At 55.2% G+C, this 19,848-nt stretch carries 19 protein-coding genes; 15 read left to right on the top strand and 4 right to left on the bottom strand.

What is annotated here, in order from left to right:
• The first annotated feature begins 728 nt into the window (after positions 1–728).
• The 7 genes from ACO6D6_RS04870 (at position 729) to ACO6D6_RS04840 (ending at position 12,073) form a co-directional block, all read left to right on the top strand.
• Complete coding sequence (locus ACO6D6_RS04870) at positions 729–3,938, top strand: FtsW/RodA/SpoVE family cell cycle protein (RefSeq protein WP_484783697.1); 3,210 nt, start codon at positions 729–731, stop codon at positions 3,936–3,938.
• Complete coding sequence (locus ACO6D6_RS04865; RefSeq protein ID WP_484783696.1) at positions 3,938–5,743, top strand: hypothetical protein; 1,806 nt, start codon at positions 3,938–3,940, stop codon at positions 5,741–5,743. The genes ACO6D6_RS04870 and ACO6D6_RS04865 overlap by 1 nt, the downstream gene beginning before the upstream one ends.
• A gap of 448 nt (positions 5,744–6,191) precedes the next feature.
• Positions 6,192–7,544 carry a hypothetical protein gene (locus ACO6D6_RS04860; RefSeq protein ID WP_484783695.1) on the top strand — a complete coding sequence of 451 codons (1,353 nt, stop codon included), beginning with the start codon at positions 6,192–6,194 and terminating at the stop codon, positions 7,542–7,544.
• A 4-nt stretch (positions 7,545–7,548) separates the two neighbouring features.
• Complete coding sequence (locus tag ACO6D6_RS04855) at positions 7,549–9,492, top strand: hypothetical protein (protein ID WP_484783694.1); 1,944 nt, start codon at positions 7,549–7,551, stop codon at positions 9,490–9,492.
• A gap of 297 nt (positions 9,493–9,789) precedes the next feature.
• The gene (locus ACO6D6_RS04850; RefSeq protein WP_484783692.1) at positions 9,790–10,629 is read left to right on the top strand and encodes a hypothetical protein; all 840 of its coding nucleotides are present in this window, start codon (positions 9,790–9,792) and stop codon (positions 10,627–10,629) included.
• On the top strand, positions 10,629–11,159 hold the full coding sequence (locus tag ACO6D6_RS04845) for a hypothetical protein (protein ID WP_484783691.1): 531 nt from the start codon (positions 10,629–10,631) through the stop codon (positions 11,157–11,159). Before ACO6D6_RS04850 ends, ACO6D6_RS04845 begins: the two co-directional genes overlap by 1 nt.
• A gap of 2 nt (positions 11,160–11,161) precedes the next feature.
• Positions 11,162–12,073, top strand: coding sequence for a hypothetical protein (locus tag ACO6D6_RS04840; protein WP_484783690.1), 912 nt, complete (start codon positions 11,162–11,164; stop codon positions 12,071–12,073).
• 110 nt (positions 12,074–12,183) lie between these two features.
• Here ACO6D6_RS04840 and ACO6D6_RS04835 read toward each other — a convergent pair whose 3' ends face one another.
• Complete coding sequence (locus ACO6D6_RS04835) at positions 12,184–12,444, bottom strand: nucleotidyl transferase AbiEii/AbiGii toxin family protein (protein ID WP_484783689.1); 261 nt, start codon at positions 12,442–12,444, stop codon at positions 12,184–12,186.
• Entirely contained in the window at positions 12,441–12,983 is a 543-nt protein-coding gene (locus ACO6D6_RS04830) for a hypothetical protein (RefSeq protein ID WP_484783688.1), read from the bottom strand. The genes ACO6D6_RS04835 and ACO6D6_RS04830 overlap by 4 nt, the downstream gene beginning before the upstream one ends.
• A 348-nt stretch (positions 12,984–13,331) precedes the next feature.
• Here ACO6D6_RS04830 and ACO6D6_RS04825 point away from each other — a divergent pair, with 348 nt between their 5' ends.
• Positions 13,332–13,544 (top strand): hypothetical protein, encoded by a 213-nt coding sequence (locus ACO6D6_RS04825; protein ID WP_484783686.1) that lies wholly within the window; start codon positions 13,332–13,334, stop codon positions 13,542–13,544.
• Positions 13,545–13,817: 273 nt separating this feature from the next.
• Here the strand turns inward: ACO6D6_RS04825 and ACO6D6_RS04820 are convergent, their stop codons facing one another.
• Entirely contained in the window at positions 13,818–16,400 is a 2,583-nt protein-coding gene (locus ACO6D6_RS04820) for a DEAD/DEAH box helicase (protein WP_484783684.1), read from the bottom strand.
• A 408-nt stretch (positions 16,401–16,808) separates the two neighbouring features.
• Between ACO6D6_RS04820 and ACO6D6_RS04815 the strand changes: the two genes are divergently transcribed.
• The 7 genes from ACO6D6_RS04815 (at position 16,809) to ACO6D6_RS04785 (ending at position 19,122) form a co-directional block, all read left to right on the top strand.
• Entirely contained in the window at positions 16,809–16,997 is a 189-nt protein-coding gene (locus ACO6D6_RS04815; protein WP_484783682.1) for a helix-turn-helix domain-containing protein, read from the top strand.
• Positions 16,998–17,003: 6 nt separating this feature from the next.
• On the top strand, positions 17,004–17,600 hold the full coding sequence (locus tag ACO6D6_RS04810; RefSeq protein WP_484783680.1) for a transposase: 597 nt from the start codon (positions 17,004–17,006) through the stop codon (positions 17,598–17,600).
• Between the two features lie 69 nt (positions 17,601–17,669).
• Complete coding sequence (locus ACO6D6_RS04805) at positions 17,670–17,957, top strand: transposase (RefSeq protein WP_484783678.1); 288 nt, start codon at positions 17,670–17,672, stop codon at positions 17,955–17,957.
• Positions 17,958–18,028: 71 nt separating this feature from the next.
• On the top strand, positions 18,029–18,358 hold the full coding sequence (locus ACO6D6_RS04800; RefSeq protein ID WP_484783677.1) for an IS3 family transposase: 330 nt from the start codon (positions 18,029–18,031) through the stop codon (positions 18,356–18,358).
• The gene (locus ACO6D6_RS04795) at positions 18,330–18,527 is read left to right on the top strand and encodes a DDE-type integrase/transposase/recombinase (protein WP_484783675.1); all 198 of its coding nucleotides are present in this window, start codon (positions 18,330–18,332) and stop codon (positions 18,525–18,527) included. The genes ACO6D6_RS04800 and ACO6D6_RS04795 overlap by 29 nt, the downstream gene beginning before the upstream one ends.
• Positions 18,528–18,583: 56 nt before the next feature.
• On the top strand, positions 18,584–18,841 hold the full coding sequence (locus ACO6D6_RS04790; protein ID WP_484783673.1) for an integrase core domain-containing protein: 258 nt from the start codon (positions 18,584–18,586) through the stop codon (positions 18,839–18,841).
• Between the two features lie 68 nt (positions 18,842–18,909).
• Complete coding sequence (locus ACO6D6_RS04785) at positions 18,910–19,122, top strand: hypothetical protein (RefSeq protein ID WP_484783671.1); 213 nt, start codon at positions 18,910–18,912, stop codon at positions 19,120–19,122.
• 171 nt (positions 19,123–19,293) lie between these two features.
• Here the strand turns inward: ACO6D6_RS04785 and ACO6D6_RS04780 are convergent, their stop codons facing one another.
• Positions 19,294–19,794, bottom strand: a complete 501-nt coding sequence (locus ACO6D6_RS04780; protein ID WP_484783670.1) for a hypothetical protein — start codon at positions 19,792–19,794, stop codon at positions 19,294–19,296.
• Between the last annotated feature and the right edge of the window lie 54 nt (positions 19,795–19,848).

The raw sequence follows: 19,848 nt of genomic DNA, 5'->3' as shown, positions 1-19,848 counted from the left end.
GCTGTGCGCTCGCCCTGTAGGGCTGCGAGTGGCGGGAAGGCAGGACGTCGTCGCCAGGAAGACTGAAGAGAGCGGAACTGGCCGAGCTGGGTCGAAGATCTCGGACGAGTTGTCGTGCTGAGATCATCTCGGGCGGAAGATGGGTCGTTAGACGGTGTCTAAGGATCGGCGTTCAGGCAGGCGGCATCGAAGTACTCCGGTGCGGGTCGGCGCCAGGGAGTCCAGACGGTGTGAGGGCAGGAGCCGTGGGCGCTGCTCGTGCGCAGGAAACTCTTGGGTCGCGCGGAGACCCGGCGGCGCGGTCGCTCATGAGACACACTGAACGAACCGCGGGGAATCGTGGCGAGCCAAGAGGCTCGGAGGTTGAGCGGCCGCTCCGCGAGTGTTGAGCTCGTCAACAGAAGCCCTCCTCGGAGAACGTCAATGTAGTTTTGTCGATCTTCGGCGGGGCAAGAGACTGGTTGAAATATCTATCATTGTCTCCGTGTCTGCTGCCTTTGTGGAGCCAAGGAAGGTCGGGCGTGGCTCCAAGTGCGCTCTGGCAAGGGATTGTGCTGAGAAGGTTCGTCGCATGCAAGAGTTTTCCACGCGCTTTGCAGACTGGGATCGATCCTGAGTGGGGCTGGGGCTGCGAGGAAACTAAAACAGGGTTAACAAGCAGCCATTCGTTCCTGTGCAAAGGTTGGCTTCGCGTGTCACACTTCCTGTGTCTGCTGGGAGGAGGCGAGATGGACACAGCGCTAATGGGAGTGAGTCTCGTTATTGTGTTTGGGTTCGTTATCCGCCGGGTACGCCGCGGCGTTCCATGCGCAATGCCAAGACTGATTGCCATTCTTTTGGTTTCCTCAGCCATCCAATTCCTCGCAGCTATCAGCGCAATGCCTCGTATCGGTTGGGTTCTTGTATTCCTGCTGTACGGTCTCTCTATCTGTGCTGGCTGTCTTGTTTTTAAAGACCAGCGGGCCTCGAAGCCCGTGATAAATAGTAGGCTTCAAGCGATAGCGGTTCTTCTGTCGTGGATCGTCGGCTTGGGGATAGTTTTGCAGATCCGCCTCTTCTGGTATCCCAAGGCGACAGCAGCTTCACCGAGTTTCGCTGAAGTAATAGACCTTCTTTTTAAGCAGCTGGCGGTTCCGATCATCATCGCCGGTATCGGACTTGCCTACTTCTTGCAAAGTAATTATGGGCATAAGCTAAGGGAGCGGCTAGTTGCTCCTAAGGCTTGGTTAGATCAAGTTAGTCGATTATTTCTGAGGATAACTGACGGTATCGAGGAGAAAGGGATTAAACAATATGAAGCACGCGGCGTAACGATCATAATTCTCCTTTCGCTTTCAATTCTAGTGGTTCTAGGCGGTGCAGGGATTGCCAAATATGAATGGCGATATTCTATTGGTCCCATTAATGTCAGTGAAGCGCTTGGTGTAGCTGGTATCGCGCTTTTAGCAGCGTTCGGAGCGCGCCTTGGGGAAGTGGCGACACTCAGTGTCAAGCATATAAAGGTTCGCCTAAAATCACCATTGTGTGTAGCGCGTGCCTGGCTAGTTATAGTTTTCTTTCTGCTTATCTGCCTTTCAGGGTTTCGAAGCGATCTGGGAGTAGCCCTAACCACCTCATTTGCCGTTCTTGGGATGGTCTGCGCGGTGAGGGAGTGGAGTCGGATTCCAGGGAAACGGTGGGGCCTCCAGAAAGGACGACGAGTCAATTCCGGAAAAATTCGGGATAAGCTGAATCGTTTGATCGAGGTTATGCAGGAGCCAGAATTGGGATGCGAAGAGATTGATTCCAAGGCTGATTCGAGCAATCGAAACCGTAAGTGCCCCAGCGTCTTAGCGCTATTGGTAATCGGTGTAGCAATCCTTCTCTTGGTGGGTTTCATTTCTTCTTCTTCTGAAAAAGGGCGTTTCGGAAACTGGATCAATCCATGGCAATTCACTTGGAGTCCGGAATGTCGCGCTTCTGGTGTATTGGGTGATAACGAGATCCCGGGATATTCATCGTGTGTGGTGAGTGTTGCAGATTATCAAAATGAATTCCGGGCTCAGACGGCTCGTGTTCTCACGGCCATAGACGGGGGAGGGCTTTTTGGCCGCGGATTTGCTGATAGTGAATCTTCCATGGTTCCCGCTTTCAAAACAGATTTTATTTTTGTCGCCCTATGGAGCAAACTTGGCGGTTTGATCACATTGGGGTCAGTGCTCTGCTTCATAGTGATGGGCTGGCTCGTTGCTACCCTGACTCGGACGCGCAAGAGTGCCGAAAAGCAAGGGCTGCTGGATCGCACACACGCCCTGTGGTGTGCAGGTCTCGCAGGATATCTAATGCTTCAGCCCTCTTACATACTATTGGCCTCCTTGGGTGTGCTGCCGCACTCTGGTATCACAGTGCCCTTTTTGGCACACGGAGCCAACTCAGCCACCGCGCTGTCCGTTATGATTGTGGTTGCTGTTTTGCCTCTCTTGGGAACATCGCAGCACCCAGAAATTTTCAGAGTTCAACCAAGGAAGACAAGATCCGGGCTCATAGCTGGAGTTTTTACTACGGTCGCGGGTCTGATTTCAGGGATTTTTTTGCCGTACCGGACAATCATGCCTCCTTCCCCAGATGCTGGGTTGAGCAATGAAGGGGTACGTGCGATAATCAATTCGCGTTCACGAAAGACGGTATTGGTACGGGATGCCTCGAATGGTAAAACAGTGGAGCTCAGGAGATCTACGGGGGAAGGCAAGGATTGGATGGTGGTCGATAACACAGACCATGATGCGACTACCTTCTCGGGGCTTCTGACCCTGCCGGAATTTGATCAGTCGATCCCCGCTGCTGAGGTTCATTTACCGAGTCCCTTTGAACGGGTAAAGTTTCGTCCTGAGGAGACGAACAAGCCTGTGATCACAGTTGATCTCGGGTTGCAGAAGAAAACTGTCGGACTCATCTCGGATCAGCCCTTGGCGTCAGAAAACGAAAAAATGCGGCAGGCCGTCATGGTTGTGGAAGCCGATGGTGCGATCCGCGCCGCGGGATCAGCCCCACTGCTAAAAGGAGCCTATGGAGACCGAGACCTAAATAAAGTCAAAGAAATCAGGAAGTACCAAGATGAAATTCGATTCCGGGATTCGAATGCAACCTTTGAAGTGTCTCCCGAGGAATGCGAGCGGCTAGGTGCTGATCATTGCTTTCGAGTGGTCCTGAGGGAAGATGCTGTCCCGCAATCAGCGATCGGAACCGACGAGTACAGGGATATCCCAGCCAGCGAGGGCAGGCTGGTGGATAATCACCTTACCGAAACCAAGTTGCGTTCAGGACCCGCGATTGCTTGGCTCATTGCTGCCGCCTACTTGCACAAGTCAAAGCAGCATACGCTTGATGATCTGATCAGAGTCCGCCATATACCTGGACTGTCTGAAGCAGGAATATGTGCATCCAATACCTTGTCGGTTCGGGATTCGCTGAGGAATCAGTGCGGCTCCGCCCTGTGGAACGTGGTGGATATCGTAGGCTGGGATTCAGTGATCAAAATCGGTGAAATGCTCGGAATGAAGAATATAGGCAGTAAGTCTCCGGCTCAAATTGAGATTGCGCAGGACGCTCAAGGGAAGGGAAGCAGCCGCATCACCCCAGATCAGTTGACCAGACTTATCCTGCTGGTCGAGAACGGGAAGATTATCGACCCCTACGTCGGAACGCGGACCAGCCCCGTCACGATGATGACCGTTGAGCAAGCAGCGAATCTCAGGGAAGAAGTGTGGAGAGGCGAGCGGCGAGTTGATATTTCTCACCCGGGGACATATAATTCTCCACAGGCGCATACGGCAATCATTCGAGGAGAGAATGGAGAGCATAACCTGGCTATTGTGACCACGATGGGGCCGCAAGAAGCGGCGCAAGCTTCCACCGACTATGCTGCCAAGCAGCTCGACATGTGGATTGCAGGAGAGTAATGACTGGTAATGACTTTTCGAATGCTGAGATCACTTCTGCCTTGGAAGCTGAGATCCATCAAGCCGCTCGGGAGGAAGGTCTCATTGAACGGCTGTCGGAGGCAGCTAAAAGTGGAGACAGCAACTCGTGTACGGTATTGCGCATGGTAGTAACCGTTCCGGGGGAAGCAACTTCCTCTGTCCGATCGCAGATCGGAGGTCTTGAACGCAGGTATGAAAAAGAATTAAGAAAGATTGGTCGGAGTGTAGAGATTCAGAGCAGCCGCCTCGTGTCAGGTACTCACTGGAGATTCGAAATCGGCTCGATCATGACCCGGGACAGAGCAATACCCCGCCTGTTGAAGGATCTGTTCCTATGCTTGACCTTGCCGGATAAAAGTGTTGTGAATCGACGGACCAGAAATGGTGACTTGGTAGGGATAGACCGGGGGACATTTGGTGTCCCCAACGCGATCGTGCCGGATTCACCTATCGCATTGGTACAGGTCGATGCCCTGGGCAATTCGTCGCATCTGAAGATCGAGACAGTTAGCGCCGACTGGTGTCTTGTGGAAGAGATTATGCAGGGTGATTGTCGCACGGGCCTTCGATTTTCATCGAAAGCAGTAGATGATTTGGGTAAACCGATAGGGGAGTACACCCTACTCCTCTCAAATAAACCGGTCCCTCCAGATCAGGTGAAGGTAAAAGAATTCCGGGTACAGGATGAAGACAGGGAAATCTGCACGGTATTTGCCATTACGCAGAATGCCATCATTACGCAGAATGCTACCAAATCAACCGAAGAAGGAGAGCATACCGAAGAGAAAAATCTTTTCATGAAGCGCTACGCATGCGCCACCCAGGAAGACAGGGACGCTTTGGCCGGTTTCTTCCGAAAACAAAGTATCCAAGTGGAGAGTTTGCTCCGTCAAGGTGAGTACTGGGAGAAGGCTGCGCTTCTCGGAAACGTTCAGGTGATCAATGATCCCAGTGAGGAGGGAAACAGCACCGATAGGATTGAGCGATCCGCTTCGAATGATGCTCAGAAGTCGCTATGGCCTTTCGAGGTCACGGTCACGATGTCAGCTCGCACTCCTGTTACGTTCAATCCACCTAGCCGTCTAGCCCTCGAGCGGCTTCGGGTTATGGCCACTTTGCTGGATGGACTGCACGCAAAAGACATGGCCCACGGTGATGTGAAACCAAACAACATCGTGGAGAACGGCGATGGTGTCTGCGCCCTGGTGGATTGGGAAACCCTGAGTGGTGGTGAGCTCCCAATTACCGTTTTGGGTACAGAGGCCTTTACCCCACTTGATGAATCGCAACCACCAGATATCTCTGATCTGAAGATCAGAGATCGTTTTGGTTTTTTGGGTGTTTGTTATTGCGCTCTGAACACGGTTGAGCGGTTAGCAGACTGGCGTCGTAAGGTCTTCGATCCTGAATGGTCCGAGGAAGCAAAGCGCTTTGCACGTCTGCGGGCTGAGCTTGAGCAAGAAAATGCTAAAGAAGCTAAGGGATGGTGTGAGAGGGTTATAGATGAATTGCTGTATGACCCTGGGGAACCCGATCCTAATTCATGGAAGGAGATCTGGAAACGCTATAAAAAGCCATATTCATGTTTTCTGGTAAAGAAGCTTCGCGCGCTTTTAAGGCACGCGAAGACGGAGCAGTATCTCGATGATCGTGTTCGTCTAGTTGAACGAGGAATCATTAGTCATATTCAGTTTTGGCAAAGGCTGTGCTTCGCGGGTGTTGTTGCAGTTGGAATTATGCTGATGCTACTCTTTGCATTGCGATTGATGGGAGTGATCTCATGAATCAACTTAGTCGTGAGACTCAAACGATGGTCAAGAGATTTGTGAATGAATCTGAAGGGGCCGAGAAGATGCTGCATGACCAGATTCGCAAAATGAACTTTCCGTGGATAGTTGGGGCCGTATTTCTTTGGGTGTTCTTCCTCATTCTGCCGCTTGTCTATTTCACGATTACTCATTGATTCAGGGAGGCGGATCTGATTACATCATGATTTGGTTCAAAGCGGATCGCAAGCCCGATCCATATCTCCGCTGTCCCACTTGTAATTCGAAAGCCGTGGAATGGGGCAGACTCGAGTGGACTGACGAGGGAGCCAGGCTGGTCGCCAAGGAACGGAGCCTTCCAGTGCTCTCCCAACGAGCCCAAGTGCAATCGAGGATCTGTATTTGTCCCTCTGGTCACCCGGTGGTGCGGAATGAGGTTCGGCTGGTATATCGTTCGTATTCGGTCTTGGCATCCACAGCTTCTGGTAAGAGCAAAATCGTGCAGGCACTCTCACGCCCGGCACTGCCAGATCGACGACTTACAGACGGTATGAGTGTTATATGGCTACCCGCGAACCTGGGAATCGAGGGTGACTGGACCCGAAACGGCCCAACATCTGTAGAGAACTCCCTTACCTGCAGGAAAGCGATCCTGAATGCCCTGAAGGTTAGGAACGACGAGCTGAATGAGTTCCTCTCCGATACAGGAGCTACTGAACCCCGATCCGATTTAAAAGAGAATAATTCTCTTGACCATGATGCCAAATCTGGTTACAGCAAATATGATGAATGGGGAGGAAACCTCTGGCCACTTGTCAAACGAATGCGATTGACTAGCGGTATCGGTTCTTCCCGAGAGGCAACGGTCTATGTGTTCGATTTGCAGGGCGAGTTGGCTGATGATGGCCTAGAAGGCAAAGGAAGAATTAACCCGTTGATACCTGGGCAGGTGAAAAACACATTGTTCGTGATGGACGGGGCATTGTTGGTTGCGAATCAGCTTACCGACAAGCAGCTGTCGGTAAGTACACGTCCTGTTTCCGGAGGTCAAGAGTCACATACTGAACTACAGACCCGAGTCAATAAGAGACTCGGAAATCTGCGCGAGCATCTGAATACGATAGCCGATCATCCCAACGGAAATACGACAATCATCGTGCTGTCCAAAGCCGACGCCATTCGTGCCACCTTGGCAAAAGCCAAGGAAAAGGGCCAACATGGTTTGGCCGCATGGGAATTTTGTTTTGGCATCGAAACGTCAGACATTATTTCGGGGGCAAGAGCCAGTTTGCACTACCTGCTGGCCCAGCATAAATCGGATTTCCTGAAAACTCTGCAGTATGAGATGCCAACTGAAACCAGTGAAATCAACGAGGACGCCCTCGATTATATTGCTGAAAATATTCTTCGCCACGTAGCCGATCCCGCTTTTTTCTGGGCGGCTACGGTGAAAGAGAATTTTAAATCCAAATTTAAAGTGGCCTTCCCCGATGCTGGGAACCCATTGGGCAGCCTTCGAGATCTTGAGCTTCCTTCTTTTGCCGATGAATTTTTTGATGCGCTGCTGGGTTATAGGCGAATGAACGTCAGGGACCTGATCGCTGCTTGTATCATTGGGGCGGCATTGGCGGCTTCGAGTCAAGTGAATCTGAGTAATTTTGCGTACGATTGGAATTTTAAATTTGTTCTGCACTGCGCCTGCGAATTCATTGACGGCAGTGGTAATCCGCACTCGGAAGAAGAAAGCCACCCTGTGCGATCAGAACGATGTACAGTAAGACTTCTTCAACATATTCTCGATGACGCTTTGAAGGTCTGATGTCATGGAGTTTGAGATTCTTGAGCGCGATACCGGCTCCGGATTCAAATTAATTGATCCTCCTTTGAGCCGAGATCAGGAAGAGATACGTGACAAGGTGCGCAAAGTTTTTGCGCAACCCGTGTCCGGGCTGGATCCTGCTGAGAATCCGATGCGTGGCATGGTATTTCTCCCTGAGCCAGGTGGTTGGGCAATCGTGATCCGCGCCCAAGGCGGTGCCGCTGGTTCAGCAGGATCACGGTGGATCCGTTTGCGAACCGGAGAGAGCGCTCTCGAAGCATGGAAAGAGCTTGTGTCAACTACGCCTTGCTGGGAATCCCAGTCAACATTTTCTTCGATGGAGGCGCCCCGCGCGCCTGAGCATGGCCCATGTGAAAGGACCGAAAAAGGGTCTGCCGCAGTGGCCAAAAGGGCCTATCCCCCTACTGTGGATGCCGATGGCGTTAGAAGAGTCCTTGCCGCTATCCTTGAAAGTCATAGTTACATTCAAGAAACAGAACTGACTGATGACGCCATTGCTGTGGTGCTGGAATGTCTTCCAGAAGGGATTAGTCAAAAATATGTTTGGTCTTCGCGAGCGCTGATAAAGCCGGAGTGCAGACGGCCATCCATTGTCGGACCTTGGCCCAAAGGGTCGGGGATGAAAATGATGGAAGCACACGAAGAGTTCAAACGGGAATGGCCTCCGGAGAGCGAGAAACGCCAAGAGGACTCGAGGCTGTCCAAGGATCTGTTGAACTGGCTAATAAGCAATCGCAGTCAGCCGTCTTTGCGGGATTTTGAGGGTTCAGATGTCCGTGGTTTCGTGCACTGGATTGATAATCAACGTCCTTGGGAGCCTTCTGAGTATATACAGCATTTGGAGAAGGCAACGAGTTCGTCGAGTATTTGGGATAAGATACGGCGAGATAAGGTAATCGGGAGGCTCTGTGAGTTCCGGCCGGACTGGCTCTTGCAGCTCTCCCTTGAAAGGCGTTTGCCTGATGATCTGGAAAAATTGGCGGCGGGTAAACTCGTGGGCACTGGCGAGTGCGAACGGCAAATTGGGAGCGAGATCAGCTGGAATAATCCGAGAAAACCCGTCGCAGAATTTTTGAAACGAACGGAATGTTCTGACGGCCTCTCGGAGAAATTCTTTGTGGAACTTGATATCCAACGGGGAAAGATTCGGGAATGGCTTGAATTGGCCAATGCGCCCAAAGAGATCTGGGAGTATTTTGCACCTATCAATGCAGGCTTCCTGATGAAACATCTTACTCAGGCGACGGAGAATAGTCTCAAGGAGCTGCTCCGTGCCTTCAAAGATTCTTCGCCGAATGAGTGGGAGATAGAGTGGTGGCGCGCTTGGAAGCTTAGCCAGGATCAAGACAAGCTAAACGGATTGATGTTCTATCTCGATTGCTGGTCGACAAATTCTGAGTGTCCGCTACCTCCAAAGGATGATAAACAATCCGCGCGAGATTTTGAACAGCGATTCGGTAATCTGGGCGATGGTTCTTCAAAGTCGGTGTGGTCCATAGATTTCTGGGCCAAACTAGGTAACGCGCTATCATCGCGTGGGGACACAAGGTGTAGGATCCTACGCGCACTCGCTGAAGGAGGTTATATTGAGGTGAGTCCTGCTCTTGGAGCGTTTCTGGGAATACCGCAGGTAGGCGACGAGGTTATCTCCTTCGAAGGTGGTTTGACTCCGAGCGAATCGAATCTGACTGAGCAACCCAAAGCGCTGGCCTCCACCGATCCTGCTGAACCAATTTATGAGGTCCATTCACAGGTGGCCTGCACGCCAGAAAAACCCCTACCCGAGGCACGTGTGAAGAAGGCTGTACACAAGCTTTTTGATATGGTTCATCAGTCTCCGTTGCTGCAAGCAGTACTTATCGCACTTTGTATGATCTTTGGCCTGGTGATTATGACGATTGTTGTTATATCGCTGGGTGCACTTTAGAGAAGGGCTGCTGCAATGACTTCTGCATCTGAATCAACTGATCTTTCGGAATGCTGCAAGCAGCTTATGCGTAGCATTCTAACGAATCGAAGTGTAATTGCCTACGGGGATGAGGCGCTCAGATCCGAGGTGAAGACAATAGCCTCTTGGTGGGAGAATGGAGATCCGACTCGACCGCCCGCTGATGTTCAGAACATGAGGGATCCTGCTCGCTTTATAGCTCTGCTGAAATTCCGAGATCCATCGCACCACAGTTTCGGGTACCTGCTGCCAATCATAGCCGCGTGGAGCTATTTCATGGCCGTCGGTGAACTGGATCTTAGCAAACCTCCTGCAAATGGGGTTTTTGGATGGGCCATTGGCTGGTGGCCCGGCTTGGCGGCAGCATTAAATTTTCCTCCCTTCCCAGGATTTGTGCTCGCTTCCTTGGCTCTTGGGTTGCTGGTTCAATATCGGATAAATCGTGGAATCAGCGAAAATCATAAATCGCGAGTCGACGATATCGTTGCTGGCATATTGGGGCTATCGAAGGCCATAAACGCCCATATCTGCGAGATCGAGAACAGGCATAAATCGATCAGCTACGCGTCTAGACTTGACAGCGTCGTTGAATCTTTGCAGAAAGTTATTACTCACCTTGAAACGGACTCGACAAAGAAACTGATTGAGGCTCAAAGCGCTCTCAGTAAACTTGGCGGCACCATCCGAGATGCGGCAGATACCATGTCGGCCGGAGCCGTGCAGATGCGTGAAACCGCTTCCAACCTTGGCGACACCATCGCCAGCTTGAATGAGTCCGGTGCGGCGTGGACCCGGGCTGCTACAGGGAGTGGGGAGATTCTCACAAAGGTTTCCGATGTGTTGGACCGACTCGAGAATGAGCTTAGTGGAATGCCGGCTACTGAGCATTTAAGTGCGATCTTGACCAGTTTGAAAACACTTGCAGAACAGGCGCAACATGATGCTGATGACCGCCAAAAGATGTTGGACCTATTGCGTCAGGCAATGACCACTTTGAGCGATTCAGCTTCGGGGTTGACCAAGCAAACCTCAGAATTCACCAAGCAGACCGCCGAGTATTTGATCCCAGCATTGGCTGCATATGATGAAAGCCTGAACCTTCCTCCGGAGCAATGATGAGCCGCAGCAACCTGAACGCCGCTGGAGCAGCAGGCTGGCTCATGGCGGATCTTTTTCTCATCATCGCAGTACTTGCAGGAGCAGGATCTACTCCTGTGACTGGCACGATGCCTTCTGACTCGCCGACGATAGGGGAATCTTCGCCCCCTCTGCCTACATCTTCTTCTCCTGAACCATCGCCGACCCCCACCGAAACTGCAACCCCCGGTATCTCCGCAGACACACGAACGGATTTGGGGGGAGACGGTGGCTTTGACCTCTCCAGTGGCGGAGAAACGGAGCAGTATAAGACCCTAATGGGTGCCATCTTGGATCCATATCGAAACGGCCGTTATGGCCGACCAGGGATTGTTTTGGTTTTCGGAGTCGCAAACAGCGAACATTCGGGAACGGAAGTTTCCGAGCAGGCCATTGCCTATCTCTCGCAGCAACCTGAACTGAATGGAGTATTATTCCGGGCCTTCAAAAAGGATGAAGGCGACCCTGGTGAATTGCATGCTGAGGCCTACTACTATCCCCTATCCTGACAATGATTTGGTTGTACATTTTTATTGGTATCGCAGTATTCTTCTCAATTGGGGCTATTTTTCATTCCTTGCCGCGAAAGAAGAATTCCCTTGGTTCCGATAATCCTGAAGCCTATTTACAGCCGGCGGACTCCCTGGCCAAAGCACCCTTGAAGAGGGCTGTGGATAAGCCTCTTGTCTCGAGTGGTCAATTGTTGGGTGACGCTGGAGCGAGTTTGGATGATGAAGAATCATCTATTGAGGTTGAGGGGGCGATGAATGGTGTTGGCGGAGAGAGGTCTTGCGTTTCCTCGGCTGTGCTGAAATCTCCGATAGTCTTGGTTCGGCTCTTGGACTCTGGCACAGGCATGATTTCTGCTGGACTGCGGCGCCATGGGGTCTCCTTTGAAACATGCTCTATTGCCGAGTTAGAAGCTCGGCATTCTTCTTGCCTGTGGATATTACCTATTTCAGTAGACGGTAACTTTATTGGCGAACAATTGAAACTATGGAACAGGGGTTTGGACTCGCGAATCCGGGAGATTGATCCTCGAGGTATCGTGGTATTGTGGTTGGTTTCTCGCCGCGATTCACCCATGCTCGCTTGGCGTCAATCACACGACTCGACCGCCTATCGTAATGATTTCTGGATCTTTACCGCCCGTGCCTGGCCGCATATCCTGTGTCGTAATGGGAATGATGTAAGAAATGCCGTGCAGGATTTGCGAAAGTTGTTCTGGGCGATGATCCGCGAAGCTCCTCCTTCGCTGGCTCATCTTGGGGACTGCCTGCGTAGCAGCACGGAGGAGATCGCATCCGTGGCCTGGGTGCCAATACGACAAGCACTTGGGATAGAGGACGCTGAACTGGCTTGGCGTGCTGCAATCGATCGTTTTCATGAAACTGTTTTCGGGTCTCTCGTCGAAAACATGTGAGCTGGAGATTGGATGTTGTTAGATTTAAACGACGGGACCTGTTCAGGAGCGTCCATTGCCCAGTGAAATCCTTGGTTCGGGTAGAATTGGAGATGGTCCTGAATGAGTTTCTATGGACACTCGAAGTCTCTACGGAACAACGCCAGTGAATGTTTCCGGGCCACATCGAGGTCGCGCGTGAACCGAGTCGCTCGACCATAACGCAGCGCCAGTGCGCTACCGCCCTTGACTGCTTCTTCTGGGAGCATCTGGCTGACCACGACCATTGCCATAGAGATTCTTCTCCGCAGTGCGAGTTCAGCGCTTTCCCCGACGTTGCGGATCCGTTGTTCCAGGGAACGTACGCTGGGCGGGGCGCTGGTGTAGGTCATGGCTTCAGTTCCTTTCTCACCAGCCGGAGTTCCCGCGTGGTCAGCAGTCCTTCCTCGTGGGCCTCTCGAGCGGCGTTCAGCAGGCGGGATGTTTCGATGGATCCACGGCAGGTGAGGATCGCGTCTGCCACCGGTTGTGATTCCAGGCCTTGATAACGGGTCGTGTGGGCGTCGCCCCTGACCAGGACCAGCTCCATGAAGGCAGGCAGCCTGGGGCGGGTACGTCTGCGGACCGCCACCGTGATCCGGCGGGGGTTCACGTCGGCGAGGCCGAGCAGCGCCAGCACCGATTCCCCGTACAGATAGGCACCCTCGCCCGCGCGCAGGAGGGCCTCAGCGAACTGGTCGATCTCGCTGCGCGGCACTGTCGAGACGCGGTACAACCCGTAGGCGACGTTCTCCATTCCGCCGCGCGCCGCGAGTTTCGGAAGCTCGACCGCGGGCACTCCTGCCTCAACTGCCGCCCGGGTGGTGACGTAGCCGTGGTTGTCCAAGGCAATCTCGTGCACCAGATCCCGGTACTTCACCGTCGCCGCCACGCCACAACACTACCGTTTTCGGTAGCGTTGTGACACTTCAAGGAAGTTCTCCGGGGTGCGTGGGACGGAACTCTGGCTGCAACGGGATTCGCCTGTCTATGCGTCGTTTGCCTGCGCTGTAGCGCTGGCGTTCGACGGGAAGGCAGGCGTTCCGGTCGGAAGGCTGGCGGATGACGGGAATGCCAGCGGATGTCGGGAGAGCTGGGGAATTGGGGTGGGGGTCGTGGCAGGGCGGTCGCGAGATGTGGGGACAGTAGCGTAGGAGGTGTTCAAATGGTAGTGCGGAGAGCGTGTGAAAGGTAGCGTAATCGGTGTGGAATACCTGCCCGGGGCGGGTGGATCTGAAAGTTGGACGAGCTGCTGCCGCTCGCTCCCGCCATTGCGATCGACGGCCCCAAGGGGGTGGGGAAGACGGGCATGACCCGGGGGCGCGCCATCGCCACGTGGTTGCTGGGCGACGAGGATCAGCGACGGATCGCCGCAGCGGAATTCGGACTGACGGCGGCGCCCCCGGGAAGTCTGCTCCTCGACGAGGTCAGAGGCTTGCAAAGCACACCATGACCTTCGCGTCCAAGTGTCTGAAGATTACTCGGTAGTGCTCGCCTGGTCGAGCTTCTGTGACTACAACTTTGAGGTGAGCAGCGCCATCGCGCTGACAAGTCGCACTGACGGTGCTCGGCTTCTAGTTGCAGAGAATGGGGGCTGCTACAACAGGGCATGTGAATGCACCCTACATGCCTGCTCTCGGCGGGTAGTGGGTATGTGAGATCGTCACGTCGTCACGGTGACTATTCGTCAGGCGGAGGAGAAGAGCGTGACGCATGATTGCCACCGTTACTCACGCTTGGCAGCAACGAGGTTGCGCGTGAGGCGCTCGTGAATCTGTGAAGGCAGCACTCCGTGTGCGTTGAACGTGTCGGTGACGAGTTCACGCAACTGATGTAGCGTCCGGTGAGCGCTCTTCGCTAAAAGCTCCTCCCAAGCGGATGCGACATCGAATGCCATCTCGGTCACAGCCGGTGGTGCGATGCAGTACACATGCTGCTCCGCTCCTGCGATCCCGTCTTGGTGGATACCAGGCTTCGGCGAGATTATTACGGTTGCGCTCTCAGACGGGGCCACATCTACACCCCGATCTGCCGCAAGCAACCTGAGTTGGTCGTTCGCTTGACGGATATCCTTGTGATGCACAACACCAGTCGGCTCATGATCGCTCTTGGCTTCTAGCGCGAGCCAGAGCTCGTTGCCCCAGCACCAGGTTGAGTCGCATCGACCAGTGCCGGGCGGCTTGGATGCGTCTGCGCCCACGAGCTTTCCTAGTTCTGTCAGCGCCGGTTCGTACTTGCCGGGATCGCGTTCACCCAGGCCAGCGCGGATCTCGTCGATACGACGGCGAACCTTGCCTTGGTTGACGCCCGCGTTCAGCATGGCGGCCACCGCGTTTACGGCGTTCGCATCAAGGGCGCTGAGCTCGGAGCGCTGCATCATGGGGAGAGGGGCCATCTGACGCACCCAGGAACCGAGTCCCATGATCTGTTCTGCAAGGCGCACGAGTCTTTGTGCTGTTGCTCTGCCCGCGGCGTCACCGATCAGATCCGCAGCTTGGTCTGCCCAGACAGCTTCGAGATAGGTCCAGAACGCCCGATATCCTTTGGTCGCAGAACCCCCGGCGCCGGCGATGCGGGCAACTTCGTGGGCATGCTTGGCTGCATCATCCCACGCGCCGGTTGTCGCTGCTGCCCAAGCCTGGATCTCATTCTCGACGCAGTCTGACAAAGCCGCGGTACCGTCAGGGGTTTGTTTAGTCATCTCGCGGCGGTAGTCGGTCAGAGCAGGTTCTGCCTGCGTTCGCCAACTCTCGTCTGTGTCCTGATGAAGGAACGCGTGGATATTGCTCAGCATGTTATGGGCATTGCCAGACTGCGAATTCTCGCGGCCGAAGCGGATCTCTGCTTGAAGTTCAGAGTCGAGGGCCGTCACGACCTCTGGCTGAGTGAGATAGCGCGAAAGATCAGAACCGAGGATGAGCACCACCGCAATGTCGCCGGGACCTCGGGTGCAGCGTCCCGCGCCCTGTACGACGCGGGTGCGCACGCGGGCCGCCAGTGCGGAACTTGCGCGTGCACAAGACTGCAAGAACCTCTCCTGGAGGTTGTTCTGGTCTGGGACGCCGTCGAGTCCGACGAGGCGGCATGCATCCCCGGGCAGGTCGAGTCCGTCGTACCGAGCGGCAAGGCCGCACACACCGTGGTCGAGTTTGGCGAACGTCGTCATGCTCTCAGCGACTTGGTCGATACCCCAGACAGGCCATCCCTGTTGCGCGAGTGCCGAGGCATCCCTCATGGCGATCTCGGTGCTCGGTGCCAAGATTAGTGCCTTGCCGGTGGCCGCCACGATTTTGCGGCCTAGATCAGTCGTGTCGGTGTTCTCAACGAACTCAGGGAAAACAAAGAACCGTCGCCCGTAACGCGGAGCGGTGCTCTCGTCGGGCTGCTGGAGCCTAAGAATCCCCGAGCGGCCGAACGCTCGTTCCAGTTCACCACCTTCGCCCAACGTGGCCGAAAGGTAGACACGCTGTCGTGCACTCGAGAGCAGCCGGTTCTGGTGGGTGGGCGGCACGTAGGGGCGAACGAGGATTCCCGAGTAGGCCACGTAGACCAAGCAGGATTTGAGACCTGCTCGAATCATTGCGTAGCGGTAGTTGTGTGGTTCGGAAAAGGACCGGAGCACGGTGTCAAGTTTCGTCACCATGCCAGGCTGCCGAAGCGGCACGACCATCCGCACGTCATTGCCGATACCCGGATCAGGATTGGGCGCATGAAGGCGCTCCAAGAACACTCCGTCGAGAGCGGGAGCTATCACATCGAGGGCCGCTAGGTACTCGGTGGGTCCCTGCCGGCGGTTTAGGTCGACGCTGTAAGCCTCGCCAACGTACTGCTCGCCTGCGTGCGCGTCATCGAACAGGACTAGGTCAGCTTCGGCCAGCCTCGGGTTGCTGTTGAAGATGCTGCTGTATGTCGTGACGGCGACCGCGTCAGCGGCCTCGTATGCCGCGTGGGCCGTAGCGGGCCAGTCAGCGTGCCTGCCTACGAGCAGTGCTGTGTCAATGCCTTCTTGGTGAGCAGCCGCCACTACTTGGCGTGCAAGCTGCTGAGTTGGGCACGCGTAGATGACCCGAGAACGCCGTTTGCGGCGAGTCCACTCAGCGACTAGTAGGCCAGTGAGCGTCTTGCCTGTGCCCGTGGGAAGCTCCAGTGCCACGTCCGGTTGGTCGGCCTTCGATGTGAAGGTCTTCAGCATCTCCGCCTGATGCGCCCACAGCCCGGGAACTGCACCAGGGCGCCGAGGAAGATCTCGATACAGCTCGCCCGGGGAGGCGTAGTCGGTCTTTCCTGTCGTTGTTCGAACGAACGCCACGTCGTCGTCTCCTCACCCCTACCAGTAGAGCGCTCCGAGGTCGCTCGCTGACCATAAGTATCTCATCGCGAGGTACGTGGGGACCCGGATGCCGCGAGTTTGGGCGTCGTGCAAGGACTGCCGCTGTCCGGAACGGTGAGCGCATCCGAAACCATTCTTCTCCGCTTGAAAAGCTAACGCTGGGCATCCACCAGCGGCCTCGTTGTCGCCAAAATGGACATGATGACTGTCCTGGACCTCGATGGCTCGCGCTGTCTTGGAGGCTGGCCCGTCACGGACTTCGGATGCGCCTAGTGGTGTGGCGTTCAAGTAGCTTTACGGTTTGGTGGGGTAATGGGGCATGGCGAATAAACCAGCCCCGGCCCTGCTGCTTCGTGATGGTGACCAAGCAATGACTTTGGGAAGGTGGTGCGTTCAAGCGCCACAACCGCAGGGGCAGCGCAGCGGGCGAGGATCGTGTTGCTGGCCTCCCGGGGAGTCGCGAATGCGTTGATCTCTGAGTTGGTGGGGGTGTCTCGACCGACGGTGAATCTGTGGCGGGGCCGCTACCTGGAACACGGTCTGGAGGGGCTGGTTGACATCCCACGTCCGGGCTGATCGAAGGTGGTTGATGATGCAGCGATCATCACCGCAACGCCCAGGCCTTCCCCCGAAGCGTCTGGGGGTGACTCACTGGTCGAGTCGGCTGCTGGCTCCCCGCCTGGGGGTGCACAGGTCCACGGTCACCAAGGCCTGGAAGAAGTACAGGGGGTCCGGCCATGGAAGGCCGACACGTTCAAGTTCTCCACCGACCCGGAACTGGAGGCCAAGGTCACCGACATTGTAGGCCTGTATCTGAACCCGCCGGCCAACGCGATCGTGTTGTGCGTCGATGAGAAGTCCCAGATCCAGGCGTTGAACCGCACCCAGAAAGTGCTTTCGATGCAACCTGGCCACAACGAGCAACGCAGCCACGACTACGTCGGCCATGGCACCACCACCTTGTTCGCCGCCCTGGAAATCGCCACCGGGAAGGTGACCGGGCTCTGCAAGGACCGGCACCGCCACCAAGAGTTCCTCGGTTTCCTCAAGCATGTGGCCCGTGCCTACCCGGAAGCTGGAACTGCACCTGGTGATGGACAACTACGCCGCGCACAAGCGAGTCGAGGTCCGCAACTGGCTTACAGCAAACCCACGCATCAAGGCCCACTTCACCCCTAGAGTGCTACACGTTTCGTGGACAGTGACGAAAAACAGGTTTAATCGAACATGTGAGGTAAAATCTGTATTATGTCCGCATCTAAGTACAGCGAAGAGTTCAAACAGCAAGTCGTGTTGGAGGTCGTTGAGAAGTCCCGCACGATCAGCGAGGTGGCAAAATCCTACGGTCTGGTCCCGCAAACCGTGGGAAACTGGGTGAACAAGTGGAGGAAAACCCATTCCGGCATCGAGGGTGAGGAAATGACGGCAGCCCAACTTGCCGAGTACAAGAAAATCAAAGCCGAGCTGCGTGAGGCCCGGATGGAGATCGATTTCTTGAAAAAAGCGGCGGCCTTCTTCGCGCAGGAGTCCCGGTAAAAACACGATACGCGTACATCCACCGCGAAGAAGGCAACTACCCGACCCGTTTGATGTGCCACTGCCTGGAGGTGTCGCATTCAGGCTATTACGCCTGGCGCAACAGGGGCATGTCGGAAACCCAGAAACACCGTGAAGAACTCGCCATTTTTGTGACGTATTTCTTCAACGACTCCAAACAAACCTACGGTTATAGACGGGTCCACAAAGTCTTGGAACGCAATGGTGTTGCAACCAGTCCGGAGACGGTGCGCCGGCTCATGAGGCAGGAGGGCCTGGTGGCGTGCCAGCCCCGCCCCAAGGCCCGCACCACCGTGCCTGCTGCCGACCTGGCAGGTCGCCCCGACCTGATCAAAAGGGACTTCACGGCTGATGCACCAGTTCCGGAAACTGGTGGGTGACATCACCTATATTCACACCCGGGAAGGATTCGTGTACCTGGCGACCGTGATGGACTGCTACTCGAAAAGAATTGTTGGCTACGCCATGGCAGAACACATGCGAACCGAATTGGTCCAAAACGCTCTGCAAAATTGGCGGTTCGGAACTGCCAGCCCATCAAGGGTGTGACGATTTTTCATTCGGATCGGGGATCGCAGTACACGTCCGCTGACTACACCGCCACCATGAACAAGTATGGTTTCCTCGCATCGGTGGGAAGAACCGGCGTGTGCTACGACAACGCAGCAGCGGAATCATTCAACACCACCTGCAAGAAAGAACTCGTCAACCGGAAGATCTACCACACCAGAAGAAAAGCAATCAAAGAGGTGACATCATGGATTGAACTCTGTTACAATCAGACCAGGCTTCATTCCGCGATCGGGTACCGTACCCCGAACGAAGTCCATCAGGAATGGGGGAAAACCAAGACGGCAGCCTAAACCATAATTCAAGTTTTTCACTGCCGTCCACAAAACTTATGGCAGTCCACCCGACGTCGGGGTCATGGTTGAACCTGGTCGAGGTCTGGTTCGGCATCATCGAACGCCAGGCCATCCGACGCGGTACCTTCGTCTCAGTCCGCGAGTTGATCGGCAAGATCCGCGAATTCATCAACAGCTGGAACAACCGGAAACACCCGTTCATCTGGACCAAAACCCCAGACGAAATCCTCGCCAAAATCAACCGCAAACGTAAACTCACCTCAACGCCACGCCACTAGGGCTGTGTCTCAGTCATGACCGTCGGGGTGATCGTCGCCCCTCTCGGAGTGGGGTTGCACCTGACTACGCGTCGTGTGCCTGCGCTGGCGTTCTTGTCCGGGAGACCAGTGTGTGCGACAGATCCTCAAGGAGCTCCAAGAGTTCGTCGCGACTGAGCGGAGCGGCGCTGGTCATGCCCGGTCCAGGTCGTTGGCGGCGATGAAGACGCCGTGTTCGCGGAAGATGGGTGGGGTCTCGGCGCGGATCATGGCTTCGATGGCCGGACGTGCGGCGACGTACCAGCCCGGACTCACCCTTTTGGGACGCATGGTCCATGCGGGTTGGGGCCAACCATCGCGATCTGCCAAGTGGCGGGCGAGGGCCGCGAAGGCTGCATCGACGTGTATGGAACCGGTCGGCGGGGGCTCCTCGGTGAAGACCTGGGCCGCGAGCTCGGTGCCTCCGCGTCGGCGTGCGGAGTCGTAGGTGTCGACGGTGTGGAGGATGCCGAATCGCCACGCCTCGATGAGGGGTTCGCCGACGGCGATGAGATCGGCTGCTGCGCGGGCGCCATCGACAGCCGTACCGGTCAGACCTATGTGACTGTGGGTCTGTCGCCAATCGGTATCGGGCTGGGCCATAGCGGTGGTGAAGAAATCCTCGAAACTGCCCCAGTCGTGGGTGCGCATCATATCTCCTCCCTGCCTTCTTGCGCTGCTACATCTCAGGGTAGTCCGGCTTATCGC

It is taken from the genome of Arachnia sp., from assembly GCF_057238465.1.
The sequence above is the reverse complement of the archived record's forward strand: the minus strand, read 5'-3'. Positions and strand labels throughout refer to the sequence as shown.

Bases quoted from the DNA above. Each gene is read 5' to 3' on its own strand.
- ACO6D6_RS04835 (WP_484783689.1), bottom strand. From the start codon at position 12,444: ATGACCTACACCAGCGCCCCGCCCAGCGTACGTTCCCTGGAACAACGG.
- ACO6D6_RS04845 (WP_484783691.1), top strand. From the start codon at position 10,629: ATGAGCCGCAGCAACCTGAACGCCGCTGGAGCAGCAGGCTGGCTCATG.
- ACO6D6_RS04795 (WP_484783675.1), top strand. From the start codon at position 18,330: ATGCACCAGTTCCGGAAACTGGTGGGTGACATCACCTATATTCACACC.
- ACO6D6_RS04805 (WP_484783678.1), top strand. From the start codon at position 17,670: ATGTCCGCATCTAAGTACAGCGAAGAGTTCAAACAGCAAGTCGTGTTG.
- ACO6D6_RS04870 (WP_484783697.1), top strand. From the start codon at position 729: ATGGACACAGCGCTAATGGGAGTGAGTCTCGTTATTGTGTTTGGGTTC.
- ACO6D6_RS04790 (WP_484783673.1), top strand. From the start codon at position 18,584: ATGAACAAGTATGGTTTCCTCGCATCGGTGGGAAGAACCGGCGTGTGC.
- ACO6D6_RS04840 (WP_484783690.1), top strand. From the start codon at position 11,162: ATGATTTGGTTGTACATTTTTATTGGTATCGCAGTATTCTTCTCAATT.
- ACO6D6_RS04855 (WP_484783694.1), top strand. From the start codon at position 7,549: ATGGAGTTTGAGATTCTTGAGCGCGATACCGGCTCCGGATTCAAATTA.
- ACO6D6_RS04865 (WP_484783696.1), top strand. From the start codon at position 3,938: ATGACTGGTAATGACTTTTCGAATGCTGAGATCACTTCTGCCTTGGAA.
- ACO6D6_RS04780 (WP_484783670.1), bottom strand. From the start codon at position 19,794: ATGATGCGCACCCACGACTGGGGCAGTTTCGAGGATTTCTTCACCACC.
- ACO6D6_RS04850 (WP_484783692.1), top strand. From the start codon at position 9,790: ATGGCCGTCGGTGAACTGGATCTTAGCAAACCTCCTGCAAATGGGGTT.